At 53.2% G+C, this 20,795-nt stretch carries 18 protein-coding genes; 10 read left to right on the top strand and 8 right to left on the bottom strand.

Translation table 11 applies throughout. The annotated features are described in order from the left end of the window. Positions 1 to 2 precede the first annotated feature (2 nt). The 5 genes from yeiB to mglC all read left to right on the top strand — a co-directional run bounded on the left by yeiB (position 3) and on the right by mglC (position 6,258). Complete coding sequence (yeiB, locus tag JGF26_RS07340) at positions 3 to 1,160, top strand: DUF418 domain-containing protein YeiB (RefSeq protein WP_049008203.1); 1,158 nt, start codon at positions 3 to 5, stop codon at positions 1,158 to 1,160. Positions 1,161 to 1,315: 155 nt separating this feature from the next. Next, positions 1,316 to 2,338, top strand: coding sequence for an HTH-type transcriptional regulator GalS (gene galS, locus JGF26_RS07335; RefSeq protein ID WP_028016310.1), 1,023 nt, complete (start codon positions 1,316 to 1,318; stop codon positions 2,336 to 2,338). A gap of 295 nt (positions 2,339 to 2,633) precedes the next feature. Further along, positions 2,634 to 3,632, top strand: coding sequence for a galactose/glucose ABC transporter substrate-binding protein MglB (gene mglB, locus JGF26_RS07330; RefSeq protein WP_024908164.1), 999 nt, complete (start codon positions 2,634 to 2,636; stop codon positions 3,630 to 3,632). A 79-nt stretch (positions 3,633 to 3,711) separates the two neighbouring features. Then, the gene (gene mglA, locus JGF26_RS07325; RefSeq protein WP_028016311.1) at positions 3,712 to 5,232 is read left to right on the top strand and encodes a galactose/methyl galactoside ABC transporter ATP-binding protein MglA; all 1,521 of its coding nucleotides are present in this window, start codon (positions 3,712 to 3,714) and stop codon (positions 5,230 to 5,232) included. Positions 5,233 to 5,247: 15 nt separating this feature from the next. After that, positions 5,248 to 6,258, top strand: coding sequence for a galactose/methyl galactoside ABC transporter permease MglC (gene mglC, locus JGF26_RS07320; RefSeq protein ID WP_008500921.1), 1,011 nt, complete (start codon positions 5,248 to 5,250; stop codon positions 6,256 to 6,258). 49 nt (positions 6,259 to 6,307) lie between these two features. On the opposite strand, the gene JGF26_RS07315 is transcribed toward mglC, so the two are convergent. The 5 genes from JGF26_RS07315 to JGF26_RS07295 all read right to left on the bottom strand — a co-directional run bounded on the left by JGF26_RS07315 (position 6,308) and on the right by JGF26_RS07295 (position 10,766). After that, entirely contained in the window at positions 6,308 to 7,696 is a 1,389-nt protein-coding gene (locus JGF26_RS07315; RefSeq protein WP_134707823.1) for a glutamine synthetase family protein, read from the bottom strand. 121 nt (positions 7,697 to 7,817) lie between these two features. After that, positions 7,818 to 8,537 (bottom strand): outer membrane permeability protein SanA, encoded by a 720-nt coding sequence (sanA, locus tag JGF26_RS07310; RefSeq protein ID WP_014884561.1) that lies wholly within the window; start codon positions 8,535 to 8,537, stop codon positions 7,818 to 7,820. A 127-nt stretch (positions 8,538 to 8,664) separates the two neighbouring features. After that, positions 8,665 to 9,549, bottom strand: a complete 885-nt coding sequence (gene cdd, locus JGF26_RS07305; protein WP_108090794.1) for a cytidine deaminase — start codon at positions 9,547 to 9,549, stop codon at positions 8,665 to 8,667. A gap of 129 nt (positions 9,550 to 9,678) precedes the next feature. After that, positions 9,679 to 10,374 (bottom strand): CidB/LrgB family autolysis modulator, encoded by a 696-nt coding sequence (locus JGF26_RS07300; RefSeq protein ID WP_028016314.1) that lies wholly within the window; start codon positions 10,372 to 10,374, stop codon positions 9,679 to 9,681. Then, the gene (locus tag JGF26_RS07295) at positions 10,371 to 10,766 is read right to left on the bottom strand and encodes a CidA/LrgA family protein (RefSeq protein ID WP_049008205.1); all 396 of its coding nucleotides are present in this window, start codon (positions 10,764 to 10,766) and stop codon (positions 10,371 to 10,373) included. Before JGF26_RS07295 ends, JGF26_RS07300 begins: the two co-directional genes overlap by 4 nt. Positions 10,767 to 10,933: 167 nt before the next feature. Between JGF26_RS07295 and dusC the strand changes: the two genes are divergently transcribed. After that, positions 10,934 to 11,866 carry a tRNA dihydrouridine(16) synthase DusC gene (gene dusC / locus JGF26_RS07290; protein ID WP_049008206.1) on the top strand — a complete coding sequence of 311 codons (933 nt, stop codon included), beginning with the start codon at positions 10,934 to 10,936 and terminating at the stop codon, positions 11,864 to 11,866. Positions 11,867 to 12,011: 145 nt separating this feature from the next. Next, entirely contained in the window at positions 12,012 to 13,430 is a 1,419-nt protein-coding gene (gene mdtQ / locus JGF26_RS07285) for a multidrug resistance outer membrane protein MdtQ (protein WP_134707733.1), read from the top strand. A 9-nt stretch (positions 13,431 to 13,439) separates the two neighbouring features. Here the strand turns inward: mdtQ and JGF26_RS07280 are convergent, their stop codons facing one another. Further along, the gene (locus tag JGF26_RS07280; RefSeq protein ID WP_028016318.1) at positions 13,440 to 14,012 is read right to left on the bottom strand and encodes a DedA family protein; all 573 of its coding nucleotides are present in this window, start codon (positions 14,010 to 14,012) and stop codon (positions 13,440 to 13,442) included. Positions 14,013 to 14,169: 157 nt separating this feature from the next. Between JGF26_RS07280 and JGF26_RS07275 the strand changes: the two genes are divergently transcribed. Together JGF26_RS07275 and pbpG are read left to right on the top strand one after the other, a co-directional pair. Continuing rightward, positions 14,170 to 14,757: a Yip1 family protein gene (locus tag JGF26_RS07275; RefSeq protein WP_008500904.1), complete on the top strand. Its 588-nt coding sequence runs from the start codon at positions 14,170 to 14,172 to the stop codon at positions 14,755 to 14,757. A 166-nt stretch (positions 14,758 to 14,923) separates the two neighbouring features. Beyond that, complete coding sequence (pbpG, locus tag JGF26_RS07270) at positions 14,924 to 15,847, top strand: D-alanyl-D-alanine endopeptidase (protein WP_028016319.1); 924 nt, start codon at positions 14,924 to 14,926, stop codon at positions 15,845 to 15,847. 41 nt (positions 15,848 to 15,888) lie between these two features. Here pbpG and JGF26_RS07265 read toward each other — a convergent pair whose 3' ends face one another. Both JGF26_RS07265 and dld read right to left on the bottom strand, forming a co-directional pair. Beyond that, positions 15,889 to 16,443: a GNAT family N-acetyltransferase gene (locus JGF26_RS07265; protein ID WP_028016320.1), complete on the bottom strand. Its 555-nt coding sequence runs from the start codon at positions 16,441 to 16,443 to the stop codon at positions 15,889 to 15,891. A 136-nt stretch (positions 16,444 to 16,579) separates the two neighbouring features. After that, complete coding sequence (gene dld / locus JGF26_RS07260; protein WP_134707734.1) at positions 16,580 to 18,304, bottom strand: D-lactate dehydrogenase; 1,725 nt, start codon at positions 18,302 to 18,304, stop codon at positions 16,580 to 16,582. Between the two features lie 189 nt (positions 18,305 to 18,493). Between dld and bglX the strand changes: the two genes are divergently transcribed. After that, positions 18,494 to 20,791 (top strand): beta-glucosidase BglX, encoded by a 2,298-nt coding sequence (bglX, locus tag JGF26_RS07255; protein WP_028016322.1) that lies wholly within the window; start codon positions 18,494 to 18,496, stop codon positions 20,789 to 20,791. Positions 20,792 to 20,795: the final 4 nt, after the last annotated feature.

The following is a 20,795-nucleotide window of genomic DNA, read 5'->3' as shown; positions in this document are numbered from 1 at the left end:
CCATGGAGCGAAACGTCACGCTCGATTTTGTTCGCGGCGTCGCCATTCTCGGTATCCTGCTGCTTAATATCAGCGCCTTCGGTCTGCCGAAGGCGGCTTATCTCAACCCAGCCTGGTATGGCGACATCACGCGCAGCGATGCCTGGACGTGGGCAATCCTCGATCTCTTTGCACAGGTTAAATTCCTCACCCTGTTTGCCCTGCTGTTTGGCGCAGGTCTGCAACTGCTTCTTAAACGCGGTACGCGCTGGATCCAGTCGCGCCTGACGCTGCTGGTTCTCCTCGGCTTTATCCACGGCCTGTTCTTCTGGGACGGCGATATTCTTCTTGCGTATGGGTTAGTCGGGCTCATTTGCTGGCGTCTGATTCGCGATGCGCACAGCGTAAAAAGCCTGTTTAACACCGGCGTGATGCTCTATGTCATGGGGCTTGGGGTACTTTTACTCCTGGGGATGATCTCTGGCGAAGCGACAAACCGTTCCTGGATCCCGGATGCCGCTAACCTCCAGTACGAGCAATACTGGAAGCTGAAAGGTGGCACGGAGGCGATAAGCAACCGTGCGGATATGTTGGGTGATAATCTCCTTGCGCTGGGAGCGCAATATGGCTGGCAGCTGGCGGGTATGATGCTGATGGGCGCGTCACTGATGCGCACTGGCTGGCTGAAAGGCGAATTTAGCCTGCGCCACTATCGCCGCACGGGCACCGGGCTGGTCCTGCTCGGCGTGCTGATTAACCTCCCGGCGGTGATTGCGCAGTGGCACTTACACTGGGATTACCGCTGGTGTGCGTTCCTCCTTCAGGTGCCGCGCGAACTGAGCGCACCGTTCCAGACCATCGGTTATGCGGCGCTGATCTATGGTTTCTGGCCAACGCTTTCCCGCCTGTGGATCGTCAGCGCCATCGCCTGCGTGGGCCGCATGGCGTTAAGTAATTACATTCTGCAGACCCTGATATGCACCACGCTTTTCTATCGATTTGGCCTGTTTATGAAATTCGACCGCCTGGCGCTGCTGGCGTTTGTTATTCCGGTCTGGGTGGCTAACGTGGCGTTTTCTGTTATCTGGCTACGTTATTTCCGCCAGGGACCGCTGGAGTGGATGTGGCGTCAGTTAACCGCACTTGCTTCAGGGGTATCATTAAGAAATACATCCAGATAACGATCTGGATCACAATCATTAACAAAACGGATGTAAGCGTTTTCATCTGTGTGAGCTTCTTCACGTAGTCCCCTTTCTCTCGCTGCCAGAATAGCCACCTTGCTAAACACAGGGGGTGTCTGTGAGTTGCTGCAATCCTTTGAAGGATGGTGAATATGATCACCATTCGTGACGTCGCCCGCCAGGCGGGTGTTTCTGTGGCTACCGTCTCACGCGTGCTGAATAACAGCGCGCTGGTCAGCCCTGAAACCCGTGAAACCGTAATGAAAGCCGTGACCCAGCTCGGGTATCGGCCAAATGCCAATGCCCAGGCGCTTGCGACGCAGGTCAGCGACACCATCGGCGTGGTGGTAATGGATGTTTCGGATGCCTTTTTCGGCGCACTGGTGAAAGCGGTCGATATGGTCGCCCAGCAGCATCAGAAATATGTCCTGATCGGCAATAGCTACCATGAGGCGGAAAAAGAACGTCATGCCATTGAAGTGTTGATCCGCCAGCGCTGTAACGCCTTGATTGTCCATTCAAAAGCCTTGAGCGATGAAGAGCTAACCGGATTGATGGAGCAGATCCCGGGTATGGTGCTGATCAACCGCATCGTCCCCGGCTATGCCCACCGCTGCGTCGGGCTGGATAACGTCAGCGGCGCCATGATGGCCACGAAAATGCTCATCAACAACGGACATCAGCGGGTCGGTTATCTGGCCTCCAGCCATCATATTGAAGATGACGATCTGCGGCGCGAGGGGTGGCAAAACGCCCTGAAAGAGCACGGCATTACGCCATCCGAGAGCTGGGTGGGAACCGGCACGCCTGACATGCAGGGCGGTGAAGCGGCGATGGTGGAGCTACTGGGCCGTAATTTGCAGCTGTCTGCGGTGTTTGCCTATAACGACAGCATGGCGGCAGGCGCCCTGACGGCGCTGAAAGATAACGGCATTGCGGTGCCACAGCATTTATCACTCATTGGTTTTGATGATATTCCAATTGCCCGTTACACCGACCCGCAGCTGACAACGGTGCGCTACCCCATTGCCTCTATGGCGAAACTGGCGACTGAGCTGGCGTTACAAGGGGCGGCAGGGCTGCTGGATCAAGGGGCAACCCACTGTTTTATGCCGACTTTAGTTCGCCGTCATTCTGTCGCCGCTCGGCAAATTGTGGTTCCGATCACTAACTGATTACATGAGCTGATGTAACCGTTTTCAATCTGTGAGTAAATTCACAGTATCTTAACAAGGCGCTGACTATGATGTCAGCGTTTTAGGGGCTGAAACGCTATGTAACGGTGATTATTCACTTTCACTATAGCCAATGTGCCGCAAACAACGAATAAAACGCATTTCTGGAGCGTTACCGAACACGGAAGATAGAAATTTTATAAGTGAACTTCGGCGGTCAGTAACGTTTTATTAACACCCGCCTGCCGATCGTTATTCACAAGAACTACCCTGCATAAAAAAAACCGGAGATACCATGAATAAGAAGGTGTTGACCCTGTCTGCTGTAATGGCAAGCATGCTTTTTGGTGCAGCAGCGCACGCTGCGGATACCCGTATTGGTGTGACCATCTATAAATACGACGACAACTTCATGTCTGTTGTGCGTAAAGCGATTGAGAAAGATGCTAAAGCAGCGCCAGATGTTCAGCTGCTGATGAATGACTCCCAGAACGACCAGTCCAAACAGAACGACCAGATCGACGTTCTGCTGGCTAAAGGCGTGAAAGCGCTGGCAATCAACCTGGTTGACCCGGCTGCAGCAGGCACAGTTATCGAAAAAGCGCGCGGCCAGAATGTGCCAATCGTCTTCTTCAACAAAGAACCTTCCCGTAAAGCGCTGGACAGCTATGACAAAGCGTATTACGTCGGTACTGACTCCAAAGAGTCCGGCATTATTCAGGGCGATCTGATCGCTAAACACTGGGCGGCGAACCCGAACTGGGACCTGAACAAAGACGGCCAGATCCAGTTCGTTCTGCTGAAAGGCGAACCAGGCCATCCGGATGCTGAAGCCCGTACCACTTACGTTATTAAAGAGCTGAACGATAAAGGCCTGAAAACCCAGCAGCTGGCGTTAGATACCGCAATGTGGGATACCGCTCAGGCGAAAGATAAGATGGACGCGTGGCTGTCTGGCCCGAATGCTAACAAAATCGAAGTGGTTATCGCCAACAACGATGCGATGGCAATGGGTGCAGTAGAAGCGCTGAAAGCACACAACAAATCTTCCATTCCTGTATTCGGTGTGGATGCGCTGCCAGAAGCACTGGCACTGGTTAAATCGGGTGCAATGGCCGGTACCGTTCTGAACGATGCCAACAACCAGGCGAAAGCAACCTTCGATCTGGCGAAAAACCTGGCCGACGGTAAAGGCGCTGCTGATGGCACCAACTGGAAAATTGAAAACAAAATCGTTCGCGTACCTTACGTGGGCGTAGACCAGTCCAACCTGGCTGAGTTTATCGGTAAATAAGTAATTAGTACTGTCTTCACTGGGCGCAACTTGTTGCGCCCTTTTATAACGCGATATGCGAGGCCAACAAGGTATAATTATGGTCAGCACAACTACTCAGTCGTCCGGTGAATACTTGTTGGAAATGAACGGTATCAACAAGTCATTTCCCGGTGTTAAGGCACTCGATAATGTTAATTTAAAAGTTCGTCCTCACTCTATTCATGCTTTGATGGGGGAGAACGGTGCAGGTAAATCAACATTATTAAAATGTCTTTTTGGGATCTATCAAAAAGATTCTGGCAGTATTCTTTTTCAGGGGAAAGAGATCGATTTCCATTCAGCAAAAGAAGCACTGGAAAACGGTATCTCGATGGTTCACCAGGAATTAAACCTGGTGCTGCAGCGTTCAGTCATGGATAACATGTGGTTGGGGCGTTATCCAACCAAAGGTGTCTTTGTCGATCAGGACAAAATGTACCGCGACACCAAAGCGATTTTCGATGAGCTGGATATTGATATTGATCCGCGCGCCCGCGTCGGGACATTATCTGTATCTCAAATGCAGATGATCGAAATTGCCAAAGCGTTCTCCTATGATGCAAAAATCGTCATCATGGACGAACCGACATCGTCATTAACGGAAAAAGAGGTTAACCACCTTTTTACCATTATTCGTAAACTTAAAGATCGCGGCTGCGGCATTGTGTATATCTCCCACAAAATGGAAGAGATCTTCCAGCTCTGTGATGAGATTACCATCCTGCGTGACGGTCAGTGGATTGCCACTCAGCCTCTCGAAGGGCTGGACATGGACAAGATCATCGCCATGATGGTCGGCCGCTCGCTGAACCAGCGCTTCCCGGACAAAGAAAACAAGCCGGGTGAAGTGATCCTTGAGGTGCGTAACCTGACTTCACTGCGTCAGCCATCCATTCGCGATGTCTCCTTCGACTTGCATAAAGGCGAAATTCTGGGGATCGCAGGGCTGGTCGGAGCCAAACGTACCGATATCGTGGAAACCCTGTTTGGTATCCGTGAGAAAGCGGAAGGCACCATTACGCTCCATGGTAAGAAAATCAATAACCACAACGCCAACGAAGCCATTAATAATGGTTTTGCGCTGGTGACGGAAGAGCGTCGTTCTACCGGTATTTATGCTTATCTGGATATTAACTTTAACTCGTTAATTTCGAATATTCGTAATTATAAGAACAAAGTTGGTTTGCTGGATAATTCCCGCATGAAAAGCGATACCCAATGGGTAATTGACTCTATGCGTGTTAAAACACCTGGCCACCGCACACAAATTGGTTCGCTTTCGGGCGGCAACCAGCAGAAAGTGATTATCGGTCGTTGGTTATTAACTCAGCCAGAAATTCTGATGCTGGATGAACCGACCCGCGGTATTGACGTTGGTGCGAAATTCGAAATTTATCAACTGATTGCTGAACTGGCGAAAAAGAATAAAGGGATCATTATTATTTCTTCCGAAATGCCGGAATTGTTAGGGATCACAGACCGTATTCTGGTTATGAGCAATGGTCTCGTTGCCGGTATTGTTGACACCAAAACGACAACGCAAAACGAAATTTTGCGTTTAGCGTCTTTGCACCTTTAAGATCAGGGGCTCCTCATGAGTGCGTTAAATAAAAAAAGTTTTCTCACTTACCTGAAAGAAGGCGGTATTTACGTTGTTCTTTTAGTCCTGCTGGCTATCATCATTTTCCAGGACCCTACGTTCTTAAGTCTGCTGAACCTGAGTAACATTCTGACCCAGTCCTCCGTGCGTATTATCATCGCGTTGGGCGTGGCGGGGCTGATTGTGACCCAGGGTACTGACCTTTCCGCAGGGCGTCAGGTTGGCCTTGCTGCGGTTATTGCGGCCACCCTGTTGCAGTCGATGGAAAACGCCAACAAGGTGTTCCCGGAAATGGCAACCATGCCAATTTTCGTGGTGATCCTGATTGTCTGTGCTATTGGCGCAGTGATTGGTCTGATTAACGGCATCATTATCGCTTACCTGAACGTGACGCCATTCATCACCACGTTAGGTACGATGATCATCGTTTACGGTATCAACTCCCTGTACTACGACTTCGTCGGTGCGTCTCCAATTTCTGGTTTCGACAGCGGCTTCTCGACCTTTACGCAAGGGTTTATCGCGCTGGGCAGCTTCCGCCTGTCGTATATCACCTTCTATGCGCTGATTGCGGTGGCCTTCGTCTGGATCCTGTGGAACAAAACCCGTTTCGGTAAGAACATCTTCGCTATCGGCGGTAACCCGGAAGCGGCGAAAGTCTCCGGCGTAAACGTTGCTCTGAACCTGCTCATCATCTATGCCCTGTCTGGTGTGTTCTACGCCTTCGGCGGGATGCTGGAAGCGGGCCGTATCGGCTCTGCAACCAACAACCTCGGTTTCATGTATGAGTTGGATGCGATCGCAGCCTGTGTGGTGGGTGGCGTCTCCTTCAGCGGCGGCGTGGGTACTGTGCTCGGCGTGGTGACCGGTGTGATTATCTTCACCGTGATCAACTACGGTCTGACCTACATCGGTGTGAACCCGTACTGGCAGTACATCATCAAAGGCGCCATCATTATCTTCGCGGTTGCGCTGGATTCCCTGAAGTACGCACGTAAAAAATAATGGCTTTTTGCGTCACCCGGCCCGCTCGTTGAGCGGGCTTTTTTATTCCTCACGCCAGATTCGACTCTTCTTTGGTCACGATGCTCTCAAACCAGTCGAGTTCAGCAAGCTTGCAGGCGATCCACTGTTCGGAAAAAGCCTCGCCCAGGCTGTTGGTGAGATACTGACAGTGGGCAAATGTCTCAATGGCTTCCTGCTGAAACAGCGGCAGAAGCGGGTCATCCTGCTGCGGTTCTGGTAAATCTTCTTCGTCGATGTTTTCCAGCCCGTACAGCATGCCGGTCAGGATGGTGGCTGCCACCAGATATGGATTCGCATCGGCCCCGGCCAGTCGGTACTCAATACGACAGTTGTTCTCATCCGAGCAGGGAATGCGCAGTGCAGCGGAGCGGGTGTTATAACCCCAGGAGTTAAATAAGGGTTCTGTCAGGTTTTTACGCAGGCGGCGAAACGCGTTGACGCCCGGAGCAATCACGGCGATGGAGGCAGGCATCAGTGCAAGCTGGCCCGCGATGCATAAACGCATCATGCTATTAAGCTCATTCCCTGGTGAGGCAAAGACGTTTTTGCCGTGGCTATCGTTCAGACTGAAGTGGAAATGCAGGCCGCTGCCGGACTGCTGACTGAACGGTTTTGCCATAAAACTGGCCTGCAGGCCATGCTGTTCAGCCACGTGTCGGGTCAGACGTCGTAGTGCCAGCACGTTATCACATACTTCAACGACACGATGGCTATGCTTCAGGTTTAACTCGAACTGGCCGGGTTCAGCTTCTGCCACGATCCCGGTCAGAGGGATGCGTTGAAGTTGAGCTAGCTGTTCCAGCTCGTCAAACAGCGCTGCGTGTGCTGTCGAGGTATCCATATGAAAGCAGCCCTGATTCTGTGGATCCAATGTTTCACGGCCCGTCAGGTAGAACTCAATTTCAGGGGCAATCACCGGGAATAGCCCGTGCTGGTGAAAACGGGCCAGGACATTTTGCAGTATCACCCGTGGTTCAAACGGGCAGGGCTGGCCGTTGCTGTCTTTCATCGTCAGCAGGATCTGCGCGTTGTGCTGTGGATCTTGCGCAGAAGGGCACAGGGAACCGGCGACGGGGACGCACAGCCGGTCTGGTTCATCATGAAGCGGGGCGGAAATTTTGCCTTTCTGGCCCATGGAATACACGGAGAGAGGAAAGTAGCAGCCTTTTTCCAGCGTCAGCATGCTCTCCACTGAGAGACGCTTGCCGCGCATAATGCCATTGATATCGTTCAGGTAAACATCAATATGTTTTGTCAGCGGATAACGCTCCAGATAATCCGTGACCTCCATCGGGATGCTGTGCTGCATCGCCTCAATTTTTTCATCCAGCCAGAGGCCTGAATTGAGCGCCGTCGGGAGAGATAAGCCCGGGAAGTTAAAATACGGACGGAGACTTTTCAGGAAAAACGCATTCATGATTGAGTTCATAGTCATTCTTCAATGAAGCCGTAGCGGCAGTGAACTCAGCTTAAAGGGGGCGGCATAAAGGGGAGATAAAAAGCGTCAGGCCCGGCGTAAAGAAAGTATAAAGGTGATGTTATTTTTTCTCTTTTTTCTGCATATCAAGCAGTTGTTCAGGCGTGACGGCCGGGTAACCCTGCGCATCTTCCGGCACTTCATGCATCGCCGGGATCGGCACCAGCGGGCCTAAAAAGCGCGGTTCACGTTTGAAAATGTACAGGTCTGCCAGCGCGCCAAAACGGGCACCAAACTCGCGTACGCGCACGCTCAGCATATCTTTTGGTGACGGTACCGCGTAGCACTGCGCCTGTATGCCCATATGCAGGGCGATAAACAGCGCGCGCTCGCAGTGGAAGCGCTGGGTGATGATGATGAAGTCGTTGGTGTCGAAGACTTTACGCGTGCGCACGATGGAGTCCAGGGTGCGGAACCCGGCGTAATCGAGCACGATATCCGCAGGGTCGACGCCAGCGGCAATCAAATCCTTACGCATCGTCACCGGTTCGTTATAGCTTTGCAGGGCGTTATCACCGCTTAACAGCAGGTAATTCACTTTGCCACTGTTGTAGGCGTTCAGTGCGCCCTGAATTCGGTAACGGTAGTACTGATTGATCACACCGGTGCGGTAATACTTGGCCGTACCGAGTACCACACCCACCTGACGGTAGGGCAGGTCCTGCAGGTCATCAAAGATATAGGGGGCGGTTTTCCAGCTCATCCAGCGATCGAGGCCCAGCACGATCAACAGCAGTATGCCGACCAGGACAGACAGGCTGTAAAAAACGCGCTTTAACATGCAGATGGCTCGTTCCGAAGATGAAATTTAACTCAGGCTACTTTACCCGCCTGGATAGCGCAAGAAACAGCGACTCAACTGAGGGGTTTTTCAGCAACGTGGCGGGCATTTCTGCCCGCCGGAAGGATTACGCGAGCAGTACGCGGTCGATTGTTGTGCAGTCCAGCGCTTTTAACGTGGCAGCGGTGGCATCCCACTGAATCAGTGGCGCATCGGCAATTTCTGCCAGAATGGCGCGCTGAATATCCGGATAGTCATAGCCGTTCAGGCTCAGCAGGTTGAGTGCGCCCTGCAGCGGTGGCAGTGTTGGGTTAAACGCGGCGTTTTCGGCATAGCTGCCGCTAAAGATACGACCATCCCGACACTGCAGTGCGACACCGCTAGGGGATTTGCTGTATGGCGTGTGACTTTTGTTGGCAGCGCGAATGGCAGCCTGGGCCAGGTCATCACCGGACAGGGCAAAACCGTGGTCCTGTTCGTCCATCAGCAGGGTTTTGATCTCAAGATCTTTCGGGCCAAAGGCATCAGGCAGGTAATCCCCCAGCGTATGCGGTGCGCGGCCAGGCAGGTTAATGCGCAGTTGCAGCCCGCTGTTCAGCTCATTCATAAACTGACGGCAGTGACCACACGGCGTGTAGTTAACGGTGATGGCGCTCAGCGCTTTTTCACCGCGCAGCCAGGCATGGCTGATGGCGCTCTGCTCAGCGTGAACAGTCTGTTGCATGGTGGCGCCCAGAAATTCCATATTTCCGCCGAAGTACCATGTCCCGCTGATGCCGCGTGCAATGGCCCCGACGTTGAAGTGGGAGAGGTCAGCACGCGCACAGGCGGCAGCCAGCGGCAGCAGAGCAAAAGCCAGCGCGTCTTCGTCCAGCCCCGTTGCCTGTTTCAGCATCGTGACCTGCTCCGCCGTCAGCAGGGCGGGGAAATGCTCATCCGCCAGAATCGGGGTCAGAGCGGTTTGCAAATTCTCGGCAAGCTGGGCGAAAGCAGCTTGAAAACGTGGATGCATTGCGTTTGCCTCATAAAGGTTAATGGATCGGTAGTTTACGGAGCCGATGGGGCTTTATATGTGATCCAGTTCTCAATATGTATGCAACTTATGAAATCAAAATGAAATTTGCGCGACGCATCGCAAATTTTAGCCCATTACCACCAGAATCAGCGGGAAAATGAATGGGGCCAGCAGGGAGGTGATGATCCCGCAGATGACCAGTGCCAGTGAGCTAAACGCCCCTTCCTGATAATCCAGTTCTGCACAGCGGGCTGTCCCCAGTGCGTGCGATGCTGTCCCCATTGCCAGGCCCCGCGCAGCTTTGGTATGAATGCGCATGCCATTGAGCAGAGTATGTCCAAACACAGCACCCAAAATACCAACGAAAATCACACACATGGCGCTGATGGCTGGAATCCCTCCAAGGCTACCGCCAACCGCCATCGCAATTGGCGTGGTGACGGATTTTGGCAGGATAGAGGCTGCAATTTGTGGAGACGCTCCCATCAGCAGCGCTACCGACGTCCCGGTGATCATTGCCACCAGACTGCCCACAAAGCAGATCGTAATGATGGACTTCCAGCGAGCGCGGATCTGGTGAAGTTGCTCATATAAAGGAAAGGCGAGCGCCACAACGGCGGGCTGTAGCAAATCATTCAAAATTTTGCTGCCGGCAAAATAGCGTTCGTAAGGAATGCCGGTGAGAAGCAGGAATGGAATGATCACCACCATGGCCACCAGCAGTGGATTCAACAGCGGCATTTTGAAACGTGCGGCAAGTTTGCGTGCGGCGAAGAACACCACCAGCGTTAACGGTAGCGACCACCAGATATTGGCTATCATTTTTTTGTTTTCTCCCCGACAACTTTACGTTCGCCATGCACCAGATGAGAGCTCCAGCTCACGACCAGGAAAACCACCAGCGTACTGACCGCACAGGAGACAACGATCGGGCCGAACTGGGCTTTAAGCAAATCAAAATACTGCATGACCCCGACGCCGATAGGCACGAAAAGCAGCGCCATATAGCGAATAAGGACGAAGCAGCCAGGGTTGACCCACTTAGCGGGTAGAATTTGCAACGCCAGTAATACAAACAGGATTAGCATACCGATAATGCTACCGGGGATCGTGATGGGCAGCAGCGACGCGATGAAAATCCCGGCATACAGGCAGGCATAAATCAGGACGAATGCACGCAGATATTGCCAGATAATGTTCAATGATTTGCTCATGGAGAAAGTCCTTGCTGAAACGCATTCATCATACAATTAAACCTGAAAATGTGCCATGGATCACATCATGAATTTTGAGCATACCAGACATTCCAGAATGGAACGTCGGGCTTTCCACATACATACAGAGCAGATACTATAGCGCGTCTTTTTTCACAGGTACTGATATGCGTGTTTTACTGGCCCCAATGGAAGGCGTGCTCGACTCTCTCGTGCGCGAGCTTCTGACCGAGGTGAACGACTACGATCTCTGCGTGACGGAGTTTCTGCGCGTGGTCGATATGTTGTTGCCAGTAAAATCCTTCTACCGACTTTGCCCCGAGCTGCACAACCAGAGCCGTACCTCCTCCGGCACGCTGGTACGTATTCAGCTGCTCGGCCAGTACCCCGAATGGCTGGCGGAAAACGCCGCCCGCGCGGTTGAGCTGGGCTCTTACGGGGTGGATCTCAACTGCGGCTGTCCGTCGAAGCTGGTGAACGGCAGCGGCGGTGGGGCGACACTGCTGAAAGATCCAGAACTCATTTACCGCGGTGCGAAGGCGATGCGTGAAGCTGTTCCTGCGCATTTGCCGGTGACGGTAAAGGTGCGTCTGGGCTGGGACAGCGACGCCAGGCAGTTTGAAATTGCCGATGCTGTACAGCAGGCCGGTGCCACGGAGCTGGTGGTGCATGGTCGCACCAAAGAAGATGGCTACAAAGCCGAGCGTATTAACTGGCAGGCGATCGGTGAGATCCGTAAAAGGCTGACTATTCCTGTTATCGCCAACGGTGAAATCTGGGATTACGAGAGCGCGCAGGCATGTCTGAAAGAGACAGGCTGCAATGCGGTGATGATCGGCCGCGGCGCGCTTAACGTACCTAACCTCAGCCGGGTGGTAAAATATAACGAACCGCGAATGCCGTGGGCAGACGTCGTCACGCTGCTGCAAAAATACAGTCGTCTGGAAAAACAGGGTGACACCGGGCTATATCATGTCGCGCGCATTAAACAGTGGCTGAGTTATTTGCGCAAAGAATATAGCGAGGCGTTGGGGCTGTTTCAGGAGATCCGCACACTACAAACGTCTGGTGATATTGCGCGGGTTATTCAATCAAAATAATAAATATGAATATATAATTAATTCATTTAGTGAATATTTTTCCAATTATGTAAATGTTTAACAATGTCCCCATTGCCACGCATTCCTAAAAAAATAAACAGCATTAAGCGTAATTTTCGCCTTTATTTTTTGAGTGTGTGGCGTAATGAAACGTTTTCTTATTTTATCTCTGAGTCTCCCCCTTGCTTTTATTCTGGTGGCCTGCGCCCCGGAACATACCACGGTATCTCCCCTGAATACGCAATCAGTAACAGCGTCGGTTAATACAACACTCCATCCTTCAGCATGGCCGAAAAATGAGTGGTGGAAAGACTATAACGATCCTGAGCTTAATTCGCTGATTGCCAAAGCGCTGAATGACGCCCCGGATATGCAAATTGCCCGCCAGCGCATTACGCTTGCCGAGGCTCAGGCAAAAGCCGCTATGGCTGCCGACGGTCCGCAAATTGATTTTTCAGCTGATGCAGAACGCCAGAAAATGTCTGCTGAAGGGCTTATGGGACCCTTTGCGATTACAGACCCGGCGGCGGGTACTACCGGGCCGTGGTACACCAACGGCACCTTTGGGCTGACCGCGGGCTGGGATCTCGATCTGTGGGGGAAAAATCGCGCGCAGGTTGAAGCCCGTATAGGCCGAGTGAATGCGCAAAAAGCGGAGCTGGAGCAAACCCGACAACTGCTGGCCAGCAGCGTGGCCCGGCTCTACTGGGAGTGGCAAACTCAGGCCGCTGCGGGGGAGGTTCTCGCGCAGATCAAACATGAACAGGACAACATTATCGGCGCCGACCGTGAGCTCTATCAGCACGGGATCACCTCTTCCGTTGAAGGGGTTGAAACCGATATCAACGCCAGCAAAACCGAAGAACAGCTGGCGGAAGTCAACGGGAAGATGAAAGCCGTTGAGGCGCGTCTGGTTGCGCTAACGAATTCCTCCTCCGTGACGCTTTCGCGGCATGCGCTGCCGACGGTCGATGCCTCTCTACCGTCAACGCTGGGGTATGAACTGCTGGCGCGTCGACCGGATCTTCAGGAGGCACACTGGTATATCGAAGCCTCCATGAGCGAGGTGGAGGCGGCCAGAGCGGCTTTTTATCCTGATGTGAATCTGATGGCATTCTTACAGCAGGATGCGCTCCACCTGAGCGACCTGTTCCGTTCTTCAGCGCAGCAGATGGGGGTGACAGCGGGGCTGACACTACCGATTTTCGACAGCGGTAGACTGAATGCGAACCTTGATATCGCCCAGGCGCAAAATAATCTCTCGGTCGCCAGTTACAACAAAGCGGTGGTGGAGGCGGTTAATCAGGTGGCATGTACAGCCAGTGAAGTCGAAACCCTGATGGCGAAAAATCGCCAACAGCTGCAGGTCGAAAATGATGCGGCGCGGGTTGTGGCCCTGGCGCAGGCACGTTTTAATGCGGGTATCATCGCGGGTTCACGGGTCAGTGAAGCCAGAATACCGGCACTCAAAGAACACCTCGCCGGGTTGATGCTGAAAGGTCAGTATATCGACGCCACGTTGCAGCTGACGTCGGCACTGGGTGGCGGCTATCATCATGGCTAAAAAGGGTCATCAATCCTCATCGCGAGTTTTCTCGCGATGCTTCAGCCACAGCCGTACTGCAATCACCGCGATAACCACCAGAATTAACCACGCCCAGTGCTTCAGGTGCTGGTCAAGGTTATGCAGCCATGGACCAATCACTTCGCCACCGACGTAACCGAGCGTCGTAAAGATAAGCGCCCAGGCAATCGCGCCAAGAATATTGAGCGGCAGGAAAATTTTCGGAGGCAGATGGCTGGCACCTATCAGTATTGGGCCGATAATTCGAAAGCCGTACATAAAGCGTGTGCCAATGACGAACAGATAGGGATGACGTTGAATGAGCCGCTGAGCGCGTCGAATTTTCTTCTGATGCTTTTTGAAACGCTTAAGTAGCCCTGGTCCAAAGCGCAGCCCCAGAAAGTAGAGCAGCTGGTCGCCAATCATCCCCCCCAGGGCGACGGCGGCGACGACCAGCGGGAATTTCAGTAACCCCTGATGCGCGGCGACGCCGCCGAGCAATGTGATGGTTTCGCCTTCTGCCACGCTGCCAGCAACCAGCGCGGCGTATCCATATTGTTCAATAAGATTGTTGATATCCATTACGTAAACGTCATCTCCCTCGGTATACCTCCGTTAATCATATACCCCATGAATCAACAGCGGGGAAATCAACGGAAATTTCCTGCTGTACATAAAATAATCTAAAGCCTGCATTATACTTAAAGTATCGCTGACGGACCGACAACAAGGGGGCTCTATGAACCATGTCTGGGGACTTTTCTCCCATCCCGATCGTGAAATGCACGTCATCAAAAGTGAGAATGAAACCGTCTCGCATCATTACACGCACCATGTGTTGCTGATGGCCGCGGTGCCGGTAATATGCGCCTTTATCGGAACAACTCAAATCGGCTGGAACTTCGGGGATGGCACCGTAGTTCAGCTTTCATGGTTTACCGGGCTTTATCTGGCCATCATCTTTTATGGCCTGATGCTGGCGGGTGTTGCCGTCATGGGGCGTGTCATTCACTGGATGGCGCGTAACTACCCGCAACGTCCATCGCTGGCGCACTGTATGGTCTTCGCCGGATATGTCGCGACCCCGCTGTTCTTAAGCGGTATTGTTGCGCTCTATCCACTGGTCTGGTTGTGCGCGCTGATCGGTACCATTGCCCTCTTTTACACCGGTTATTTGCTGTATCTGGGGGTTCCAACCTTCCTGAATATTAATAAAGAAGAGGGCCTGAGCTTCTCCAGTTCAACACTCGCTATCGGTGTGCTGGTGCTGGAGGCGTTACTGGCGCTGACGGTAATTCTTTGGGGTTATGGATACCGTCTCTTCTAAGTTCACTGCATTGCTGGCGTAAATGCCAGCAATGCAGCATCTGCTCACGATTATCCGCTGGCGACAAAGCGCGGTGACGGCTATGATGCCGAAGCCAGCCTGTGTTTACCGTCGACACAGGCGGTGTACGTCATTACGTGCGTGAATAATTATCAGAAGTCTCACCATGCTGAAATTCCGAGTCTCTTTACTTAGCCTGGCACTGTTGCTGGGGGCGTCCGCTGCCGTGCCAGCCATCGCCAAAACGCCCGCGGTGACCGCTGCTGCTGCCCAGCCGCAAATTGCCTCCGGCAGCGCGATGATTGTTGATCTCAACACCAATAAGGTCATTTACGCCAGCCATCCGGACCTGGTGCGCCCGATTGCCTCCATTACCAAATTAATGACCGCGATGGTGGTGCTTGATGCACATCTGCCGCTGGACGAAAAACTGAAAGTGGATATTAGCCACACGCCGGAGATGAAAGGGATTTATTCCCGCGTGCGACTGAACAGCGAAATCAGCCGTAAAAATATGCTGCTGCTGGCGCTGATGTCATCTGAAAACCGCGCTGCGGCGAGCCTCGCCCACCATTATCCGGGCGGCTACGACGCATTTATTCGTGCGATGAATGCGAAAGCCAAATCGCTGGGGATGAACAATACGCATTATGTTGAACCGACAGGTCTGTCGATTAACAACGTCTCCACCGCCCGCGATCTGACAAAACTGCTGATCGCCAGCAAACAGTACCCGCTGATTGGTCAGCTCAGTACCACCCGTGAAGAGACGGCGACGTTTGCGAACCCAGCCTATACGCTGCCGTTCCGTAATACTAACCATCTGGTTTACCGGGATAACTGGAATATCCAGTTAACGAAAACCGGTTTTACCAATGCGGCGGGACACTGTCTGGTCATGCGTACTGTTTTTAACGGCAAACCGGTAGCGCTGGTGGTGATGGATGCCTTCGGCAAATACACCCACTTCGCGGATGCAAGCCGACTGCGTACCTGGATTGAAACGGGGAAAGTGCAGCCTGTTCCGGCTGCGGCATTGACCTATAAAAAGCAGAAAGCTGAACAGATGGCGACCGCGCAAAACGACTGAGCCGCCTGTCAGCGCCGGGTGGCGGCTTCGCCTTACCCGGCTTACTCCGGCAGCGTCCAGTCTCCATCGTTGAGTGGACGCTGCATAATCACCGTATCCCGCCAGTCGCCTTTCTTATACCCCACGCTGCGCAACTGACCGACAATTTCAAAGCCGTGTTTTTTGTGCAGCCGTAACGAGCCGGGATTATTACTGCCATCCCCCACAACGGCAATCATCTGGCGCCATGGGCCTTGTTCGCAGCGCGCAATCAGCGCACTCATTAATGCGGAGCCAAAACCGCGTCCGGTGGTGCTGGCATCCACGTATATTGACTCTTCCAGAGTATAACGATAGGCGTGTCGCGGGCGGTAAGGTGTGGCATAGCAATAGCCCACAACGATGCCGCGATACAGTGCGATAAGCCACGGTAAACCGTTCTCTGCCACACCTTTCATACGTTGACGCATTTCGTCAATGGTGGGGGGAACTTCTTCAAATGACGCACGCCCGTGAAGTACATGCCAGGCATAGATGGCCGCGATGGCATGCACATCATCGGGAAGGGCATCACGCACTTCCAGTTCGGTTTCGGATAAAACATCAACAGCCGACATGATGTGCCTGCTCCTCGTTATAGAATGCCGGAGAAACGTTTCTCCGGCGTCAGACAGTTACTCTATTACGATTAAGGAGCGCTTAACAATCTCTCAAATTTGGCTGTAGGAATTAATCAGAAGCTTGCGTAATCTGCTATTCCGTGTCAGCACTCTCTTTCCAGTATTTCTTCCGCGTTGTTTTACCGATACCGGGATTCATGCTGTTTGTAGGGTCATTCTCGCGATAAAACTGCTTAAGTGCGTCAGGGGCTTTATAAAGATGACCGACGTTGTGTTCCGCAGGATATTGTGCGCCACGTTCACGTAACAGGGCGAGCATCTGCTCCTTCAGTTCGTGTGCATCAACCCCTTTTTTAACGATGTAATCCTGATGGAAGACGTAGCACATAAAGTGGCCATAATAGAGCTTATGTACCAGCTTGCTGTCGATCTCCGGCGGCAGGTGTTCAAACCACTCGGTATCGTTGCGTCTTAGGGCGATATCCAGCGCCAGAATATCTTCTACCTCTTCTGAATGTACCGCCTGATAACGGATGGCGGCACCTGCAGCGGCAAAACGGTGCAGGAAGGCTTTGCTGCCTTCTTCAGGAGTACAGGCAAAGAAACCCCCGTCAGCGGTTTTGAAGAATTCGGTCAGCCAGGTCTGCGCTTCGGTAATCCCGTCACCGGCCATTTTCAGCAGTAAATGGTGTTCATATTTGTCGCGCCAGGTTTTCATCCGCTCCGGTAAATGCGCCGGGAAGACGTTGCCTAACTTCTGCATAAAGCGGTCAGTGAAGTGAGGTTTAAACAGCGACACTTTCTCCAGCATCGCGTCGGTGCGACCCTTCATAGTGAAGAAGAACGGCATTTTGTCGGTGCCGAGTTTGTCGATCATCAGGAAGGTGTCTTTGCCGTAGCGCTCGGCAATATCGTAAATATCCCGATGCATATATTCGCCCGCCACGGGCAGGTGCGTGAATTCGCCCAGAATATGGCGGCGGATCTCGGTCAGCACCTCAGGCTGATTAGTACCGATGTAAAATACCTGCTGTTTTTTCTCTGCCGGGAACGTATCAAGGCGTACCGCAAAAACCGCCAGCTTGCCCGCGCAGCCAGAAGATTCAAACAGGCGATCCGGATCGGCGTTGTAACGGGCTGGCGTATCGGCTTCGATATCCCGCACGCGGGTAACATAATCGTGATCGTGCGCATGGCGGCCATCGTGCTGAACGTCTTCATCTTTAACGCGATCGTCGTCAAGTTTGCTGAGGATTTGTTCCGGCGTAACGCCCAGATCAATCCCCAGATGGTTAACCAGCGTCAGTTTGCCGTTTTCGTCAATACGGGCAAAAAGCGACATTTCGGTATAAGCGGGGCCACGCTGCACCAGCGAACCGCCGGAGTTGTTGCAGATCCCACCTACCACCGAGGCGCCAATGCAGGAGGAACCGATTACCGAGTGCGGCTCACGACCCAGCGGCTTAAGTGCCTTTTCCAGAGAGTAGAGCGTTGTACCAGGGAAGGCGAGCACCTGCTCACCTTTATCCAGAAGGTGTAATTTGTCGAGGCGCAGGGTGCTGATGATGACAATGTCACGATCGTAATCGTTGCCGTTCGGCGTTGAGCCTTCGGTCAGGCCGGTGTTTGCTGCCTGCATTAATATAATCTTGTCTGCGGTGACGCAGGCGCTCAGCACGCGCCATAGCTCCAGCAGCGTGCCGGGGAAAACCACCGCCAGCGCCTCGCCCTGACCGGAGCGAAACCCCTTACGGTAGCGGGCGGTTTTGGCCGGGTCGGTAAGCAGGTGAGAGGAGCCAACCAGGCGCGACAGTTCGTTGATAAACGTCGTGTTATTGTGAGTTTGAACAGAAGACATCTTCCACTCCTTGTGGTGGGGCAAATTTCTCGCAATAAAGCATAGCGCGATTAACTGTTAAGCGGTCGAGTATTCACGAGAAAAATCAGAGAATAACCCTGCAACGTTCAGAGGGTTTGTGGCACACTGCGCCTTTCGCACGGTTTGGCCGAGATCTTCCGGCGGTTATTGATGAGAGAGTATAACAACATGAAATGGCTATGTTCTGTAGGTGTTGCCGTCAGCCTGGCGCTGCAACCCGCGCTGGCAGAGGATTTGTTTGGCAATCATCCGCTTACGCCTGAAGCCCGGGACGCGTTTGTGACGGAATTGCTCAAGAAAATGACGGTCGATGAGAAAATCGGCCAGTTGCGTCTTATCAGCGTTGGCCCGGATAACCCGAAAGAGGCCATCCGTGAAATGATTAAGGATAGTCAGGTCGGGGCGATTTTTAACACCGTTACCCGCCAGGACATCCGTAAAATGCAGGATCAGGTGATGGAACTCAGTCGCCTGAAAATACCGCTGTTCTTCGCCTATGACGTGCTGCACGGTCAGCGCACCGTTTTCCCCATCAGCCTTGGTTTAGCCTCCTCCTTTAACCTCGACGCGGTGAAAACCGTGGGGCGAGTTTCCGCGTATGAAGCGGCAGATGATGGCCTGAACATGACCTGGGCACCGATGGTCGACGTCTCCCGCGATCCGCGCTGGGGCCGTGCGTCCGAAGGCTTTGGTGAAGATACTTATTTAACCGCCACGATGGGCAAAACCATGGTGGAAGCGATGCAGGGCAAAAGCCCGGCAGACCGTTACTCTGTCATGACCAGCGTGAAGCACTTCGCCGCTTACGGTGCAGTGGAGGGCGGCAAAGAGTACAACACCGTTGACATGAGCCCGCAGCGCCTGTTCAACGACTATATGCCGCCGTACAAGGCAGGTCTGGACGCGGGCAGCGGCGCGGTGATGGTGGCGCTCAACTCGCTGAACGGCACGCCTGCGACGTCTGATTCCTGGCTGCTGAAAGACGTATTGCGCGACCAGTGGGGCTTTAAGGGCATCACCGTTTCTGACCACGGCGCCATTAAAGAACTGATCAAACACGGTACCGCATCCGATCCGGAAGATGCCGTGCGCGTGGCGCTCAAGTCCGGCATTAACATGAGCATGAGCGACGAGTACTACAGCAAATACCTGCCGGGGCTGGTGAAGAGCGGCAAGGTAACGATGGCGGAGCTGGACGATGCCACGCGTCACGTGCTGAACGTGAAATACGACATGGGGCTGTTTAACGATCCGTACAGTCACCTGGGGCCGAAAGACTCTGACCCGGTAGATACCAACGCCGAAAGCCGTCTGCATCGTAAAGAAGCGCGTGAAGTTGCGCGTGAAAGCCTGGTGCTGCTGAAGAACCGCCTCGACACGCTGCCGCTGAAAAAATCTGGCACCATTGCCGTGGTCGGTCCGCTGGCCGACAGCAAGCGCGACGTGATGGGGAGTTGGTCCGCGGCGGGCGTCGCTGACCAGTCCGTGACCGTGCTGACGGGTATTAAGAACGCTGTCGGTGAAAACGCCAGTGTGGTCTATGCCAAAGGGGCTAACGTCACTAACGATAAAGACATCGTGACGTTCCTCAACCAGTATGAGGAAGCGGTGAAGGTTGACCCGCGCACGCCGAAAGAGATGATCGACGAAGCGGTTAAGACGGCAAAACAGTCTGATGTCGTTGTGGCGGTTGTGGGAGAAGCGCAGGGGATGGCGCATGAAGCTTCCAGCCGTACCGATATCACCATTCCGCAAAGCCAGCGCGATTTGATCGCTGCCCTGAAAGCGACGGGCAAGCCGCTGGTGCTGGTGCTGATGAACGGTCGTCCGCTGGCGCTGGTGAAAGAAGACCAGCAGGCTGACGCGATTCTGGAAACCTGGTTCGCCGGTACCGAAGGCGGTAACGCGATTGCCGACGTACTGTTTGGCGATTACAACCCGTCAGGCAAATTGCCAATGTCCTTCCCGCGCTCCGTTGGTCAGATCCCGGTCTACTACAGCCACCTGAACACCGGTCGTCCGTACAACGCCGACAAACCGAACAAGTACACGTCTCGTTACTTCGACGAAGCTAATGGCCCGCTGTACCCGTTTGGTTATGGCCTGAGCTACACCACCTTCAAGGTCTCTGACGTGAAAATGTCGGCCCCGAGCCTGAAGCGTGACGGTAAAGTGACAGCCAGCGTTGAGGTGACTAACACCGGTAAGCGCGAAGGGGCTACGGTGATCCAGATGTACGTTCAGGATGTGACTGCCTCCATGAGTCGTCCGGTGAAGCAGCTGCGTGGCTTTGAAAAGGTCAACCTGAAACCGGGTGAAACCAAAACCATCAGCTTCCCAATTGACGTGGACGCGCTGAAGTTCTGGAATCAGCAGATGAAATACGATGCTGAGCCTGGCAAATTCAACGTGTTTATCGGTGTGGATTCTGCCCGGGTGAATAAAGGCGAGTTCGAACTGCTGTAAGGGT

It is taken from the genome of Enterobacter sp. E1 (genome assembly GCF_016809815.1).
Classification (GTDB): domain Bacteria; phylum Pseudomonadota; class Gammaproteobacteria; order Enterobacterales; family Enterobacteriaceae; genus Enterobacter; species Enterobacter adelaidei.
This window is presented reverse-complemented; position numbering and strand designations above follow the sequence as displayed.

Coding starts and splice junctions, on each gene's coding strand:
- yeiB (WP_049008203.1), top strand. CDS start 3: ATGGAGCGAAACGTCACGCTCGATTTTGTTCGCGGCGTCGCCATTCTC.
- galS (WP_028016310.1), top strand. CDS start 1,316: ATGATCACCATTCGTGACGTCGCCCGCCAGGCGGGTGTTTCTGTGGCT.
- mglB (WP_024908164.1), top strand. CDS start 2,634: ATGAATAAGAAGGTGTTGACCCTGTCTGCTGTAATGGCAAGCATGCTT.
- mglA (WP_028016311.1), top strand. CDS start 3,712: ATGGTCAGCACAACTACTCAGTCGTCCGGTGAATACTTGTTGGAAATG.
- mglC (WP_008500921.1), top strand. CDS start 5,248: ATGAGTGCGTTAAATAAAAAAAGTTTTCTCACTTACCTGAAAGAAGGC.
- JGF26_RS07315 (WP_134707823.1), bottom strand. CDS start 7,696: ATGAATGCGTTTTTCCTGAAAAGTCTCCGTCCGTATTTTAACTTCCCG.
- sanA (WP_014884561.1), bottom strand. CDS start 8,537: ATGTTAAAGCGCGTTTTTTACAGCCTGTCTGTCCTGGTCGGCATACTG.
- cdd (WP_108090794.1), bottom strand. CDS start 9,549: ATGCATCCACGTTTTCAAGCTGCTTTCGCCCAGCTTGCCGAGAATTTG.
- JGF26_RS07300 (WP_028016314.1), bottom strand. CDS start 10,374: ATGATAGCCAATATCTGGTGGTCGCTACCGTTAACGCTGGTGGTGTTC.
- JGF26_RS07295 (WP_049008205.1), bottom strand. CDS start 10,766: ATGAGCAAATCATTGAACATTATCTGGCAATATCTGCGTGCATTCGTC.
- dusC (WP_049008206.1), top strand. CDS start 10,934: ATGCGTGTTTTACTGGCCCCAATGGAAGGCGTGCTCGACTCTCTCGTG.
- mdtQ (WP_134707733.1), top strand. CDS start 12,012: ATGAAACGTTTTCTTATTTTATCTCTGAGTCTCCCCCTTGCTTTTATT.
- JGF26_RS07280 (WP_028016318.1), bottom strand. CDS start 14,012: ATGGATATCAACAATCTTATTGAACAATATGGATACGCCGCGCTGGTT.
- JGF26_RS07275 (WP_008500904.1), top strand. CDS start 14,170: ATGAACCATGTCTGGGGACTTTTCTCCCATCCCGATCGTGAAATGCAC.
- pbpG (WP_028016319.1), top strand. CDS start 14,924: ATGCTGAAATTCCGAGTCTCTTTACTTAGCCTGGCACTGTTGCTGGGG.
- JGF26_RS07265 (WP_028016320.1), bottom strand. CDS start 16,443: ATGTCGGCTGTTGATGTTTTATCCGAAACCGAACTGGAAGTGCGTGAT.
- dld (WP_134707734.1), bottom strand. CDS start 18,304: ATGTCTTCTGTTCAAACTCACAATAACACGACGTTTATCAACGAACTG.
- bglX (WP_028016322.1), top strand. CDS start 18,494: ATGAAATGGCTATGTTCTGTAGGTGTTGCCGTCAGCCTGGCGCTGCAA.